This is a genomic window from Roseateles sp. P5_B10 (assembly GCF_056400485.1).
Genome location: NZ_JBFULE010000588.1, coordinates 1 through 3,403, shown reverse-complemented (window position 1 = coordinate 3,403; position 3,403 = coordinate 1). Strand labels below are relative to the sequence as shown.

At 62.6% G+C, this 3,403-nt stretch carries 6 protein-coding genes; 2 read left to right on the top strand and 4 right to left on the bottom strand.

From position 1 onward, the window contains the following. From AC1DU6_RS24355 to AC1DU6_RS24345, 3 genes are all read right to left on the bottom strand, one after another. Window positions 1-582: hypothetical protein (locus AC1DU6_RS24355; protein ID WP_477860215.1), on the bottom strand; the 582-nt coding region annotated here is incomplete at its 3' end. A 120-nt stretch (window positions 583-702) separates the two neighbouring features. Then, window positions 703-846, bottom strand: coding sequence for a helix-turn-helix domain-containing protein (locus tag AC1DU6_RS24350; protein ID WP_477860213.1), 144 nt, complete (start codon window positions 844-846; stop codon window positions 703-705). 191 nt (window positions 847-1,037) lie between these two features. Beyond that, window positions 1,038-1,289, bottom strand: a complete 252-nt coding sequence (locus tag AC1DU6_RS24345; RefSeq protein WP_477860212.1) for a hypothetical protein — start codon at window positions 1,287-1,289, stop codon at window positions 1,038-1,040. 111 nt (window positions 1,290-1,400) lie between these two features. Here AC1DU6_RS24345 and AC1DU6_RS24340 point away from each other — a divergent pair, with 111 nt between their 5' ends. Continuing rightward, on the top strand, window positions 1,401-1,961 hold the full coding sequence (locus tag AC1DU6_RS24340) for a cytochrome b/b6 domain-containing protein (RefSeq protein ID WP_477860211.1): 561 nt from the start codon (window positions 1,401-1,403) through the stop codon (window positions 1,959-1,961). 77 nt (window positions 1,962-2,038) lie between these two features. Here AC1DU6_RS24340 and AC1DU6_RS24335 read toward each other — a convergent pair whose 3' ends face one another. Then, complete coding sequence (locus tag AC1DU6_RS24335; RefSeq protein ID WP_477860209.1) at window positions 2,039-2,704, bottom strand: type 1 glutamine amidotransferase domain-containing protein; 666 nt, start codon at window positions 2,702-2,704, stop codon at window positions 2,039-2,041. A 361-nt stretch (window positions 2,705-3,065) separates the two neighbouring features. Here AC1DU6_RS24335 and AC1DU6_RS24330 point away from each other — a divergent pair. Then, window positions 3,066-3,403: substrate-binding periplasmic protein (locus tag AC1DU6_RS24330; protein ID WP_477860207.1), on the top strand; the 338-nt coding region annotated here is incomplete at its 3' end.

Sequence of the window (3,403 nt, the reverse complement as noted above, 5' to 3'; positions counted from 1 at the left end):
GGACTTGATTTCGCTAGCAATCTGCGCGGAGTCTCCAGTCTCTCTGCCGGCCTTCTCGATAACTTGCCTCTCGCTTGTTTCTGGTTCGCGTAGTTGCCGCTCAAGGTTTTGTATTAGCACGGCGAGGCGAGCATTAATTGCTTGAGTTTCCTTTCTGTTAAAAGGCGGTCGTTGCGGCGACGAATTGAAAAGCTTCTTCCAAAAAGAGGTCTTCGTCGCAGGAGTTGTAGCTGCGTCCGTGAGCCACTTTTGAAATTCATGAAGGCTTTTTATAAGGACGCTAATAAGGACATCGGGATAGGAGTGTCCTTTGAACGTCTCCATGTCAACGAATGCAATCGGACGGCGATCAATCGTTAACTCAGCCGCAGTTTTCCTTAGAAGACTTGACTTGCCTGACCCACGTCTGCCAAAGACTATGTGGTGTTGATTCGATTTGGCCCTAAGCAGCACTCCCGGTGCTGGTTCAATAAATCGATGCGTTCCTTCCTTTGTTGCTCGCGTCACTTCCTCGCACAGCAGCAGCAGTTTATTGATTGCCGGGTGATMGAGTTCAGAATGCTCAGCGTTAGTTTTTTTCAATTTATCCTCCTGAATCTTAGGCGTGGTCGTGCGGGTTATTTGCAATCGATTGACCGAAGCTAAATGCGCGTGACGCCTGTATTCCAGCCAGTTCCTCGTCCTGAATGCGCAGTAGACGCGTTAGCGCGCGCTTCTGTACAGCGTGTTCCTACTGATTTCCAACCTTTTCGCTGCCCACGACACATTCCCCACACCGCCGTGTAGCGCGAATGCAGGCGTAGGTTGGTTGGCGCAGGTCGTGGGGGCTGGCGTTCRGCGCGCCATCGGAAGCGTCCATCTGCACTGACCGCTGAGGCTCAGCGGGACGCTCCTCCAGGCGGCGGGCCGTCACCTGTGTCWTGGCGGCTGCGATTCGGGGTCTTAAATCTAAAGTCCGGCGCCCCGGGGCGCAGCAGCCCCACCGGTGTCGTTTTGAGCCGCGCCATCGCGGCATCGCCGCGACGGCGCGGCCGTCCTCAGAAGAACACGATCCCGCCAAACGCGAATCCGTTCATCCTGGCCTCGCTGCCCGTGACCCGCCTGGAAGTGGTGCGGCTCAGTTCCGTCACCAGCGTCACGCTCTTGGTCAGCCCGTAGTACAGGCTGGCCGTCACGTTGGTGTTGCTGCGCAGATCGGCCGCCGCGCCATCCTTCAGCTTGCTCTCGCCCCAGTTCAGCCGGAGCTTGGTCTTGGCCGTGGCCCGCCAGCCTGCCTGCAGCCGCACCATTCGCCGCTTGCGTTTGCCGCGCCGCCGCCGGCCAACACCTTGCCGTATGTCAACTCCCCGTCAATCCGAGCCCACCACAATCACTACAACAGTTCTGGCCGCACCATCCCCATGCCCACCCCCCGCTACGACCCCCTTAGCCGCGTCCTGCACTGGCTGACGGCCATCGCCGTGACCGTGGCCTTCATCCTGGGCCCGGGCGGCTTCGGCCGGATGATGCGCAATGGCATCGACCCGGCAACGCGGCTGGACATCGTCTGGCATGAGTCCCTGGGCCTGCTGGTGCTGGCGCTGACGCTGCTGCGCCTGTTGTGGGTGGCGCTGCGGCCGGGCAAGCCGCGCTTCGAGATGGCGGCGTGGATGAATGGGCTCTCAAAGCTGGTGCACGGCGTGCTGTGGGCCTTGATGTTGGCCTTGCCGGCCACGGCCTTGCTGGCCCTGGGCAGCGAGCACCATCCGCTGACGCTGCTGGGCGGCGTGCGGGTGGACGAGTTCCCGTGGATCGCCGGCTCGCGCCTGGGCGAGGCGGCGGATTGGGGCGACGTGCACGGCCTGCTCGGCGACGTGCTGATGTGGCTGGCCGGCCTGCATGCGCTGGCCGCGCTGTATCACCACTTCCTGCGCCGCGACGGTGTGCTGGCAGCCATGCTGCCCTGGCAGAGCAAGCGCTGAGCCGCTGGCTCGGCCGCAAGCCGCGTTGCCGGGTCATGGAGGCGGCAACGCCGCCGTTCAAGGCGTCGATGCAAAGGTCAGCGGCCCGAGAGCGCCGCGACCAAGGCCTTCGCCACGGCTTCGCTCGAATTCGGGTTCTGGCCGGTGATCAGATTGCCGTCCTGTTCCACGTGGCTCAGCAGGGGCAGCAGCGCGGAATGGAAATCAGCGCCGCTGGCCTTCATCTCGTCTTCCAGCAGGAAGGGGACGACGGCCTTCAACCGCGCCAGGAACTCTTCGGCATTGGTGAAGCCGGTGGCGCGGCGGCCCTGGAAGAAAGGCTGGCCGTCGGCGCGCCTTGCGTGCACCAGCGCGGCCGGGCCGTGGCAGATGGCCGCAATCACCTTGCCGGCCGCGTCGTGCCGCGCTACCAGCGTGTGCAAGGTGGCGTCCTTGGCCAGGTCCATCATCGGGYCGTGGCCACCGGGGATGAACACGGCGTCGAAGGTCTCGCCCTGCACGGACGCCAGCGTCACGCTGTGCCCCAGCGCTTCCAGCGGCATGGCCCATTCCTTGCGCTGCTTGTCGCTCGGTTCCGTCTTGGGGTCCAGCGGCACGGGGCCGCCCCGGGGCGATGCGACCGTGACGGCGATGCCTGCCTCGATGGCAGCCAGGTAGGGCACGGCGAACTCCTCCAGCCACAGGCCGGTCTGATGCTCAGGCGAGAGTTGTGTGGCACTGGTGGTGACGAAAAGGGCGCGCATGGATGGTCTTCAAAGTGGCTACGCGCAAATCTAGGTTGCTGTCAGCTCGCGCCTTGTAGGCGGCAATGCCGCTCGCGACCGCGCGCACGCCTGAAAGCGCTCGCTTCTTCCGTCGGCTCGCGACGCGGGCCGTCAGAGCTGGGTGTGCAGCACCGTCTGCGGCCCGAGCAGCGCGTTCAGCCGCGGGCTCGCTGGAACTGGCGCTTTCGGGTGATCATGCAAGCCTTGCAACAGTCCCTGCCCTCACTGCCTCATTGACCGCCAAGTGTTGCAGTTGGGACTTGAGCCGCCAACCGTMAAGGAATACAAGGGCTCGAATATGGCTGTGAACTGTGCTTCGAACGCCGGAAAGGCTGGGTGCATGATCGCGTTCGCCGTTTCCTGCGCTCTGGCCGGTTCTTGCTGGGCGGCGGATCGCAAGCTGAGCATCGTCACGGAGGAGTGGGCCCCATATAACTACAGTGAAGATGGCGCACTGACAGGGTTTTCGGTAGAAGTCRTCCGGGCGATTGCCCAGGCGCTCAACGCAGATATCGATATTCAGCTGATGCCCAGCATGCGCGCCAAAGCATCGCTGGAAGGCAATCAAAGAACGATGCTGATCACGATGTTGCGAACCCCGGAACGCGAGACCAAATACAAATGGATTGGCCCGCTGGGCGACAGTTCCATTTATTTCTACAAGCGCAAAGGCAATCC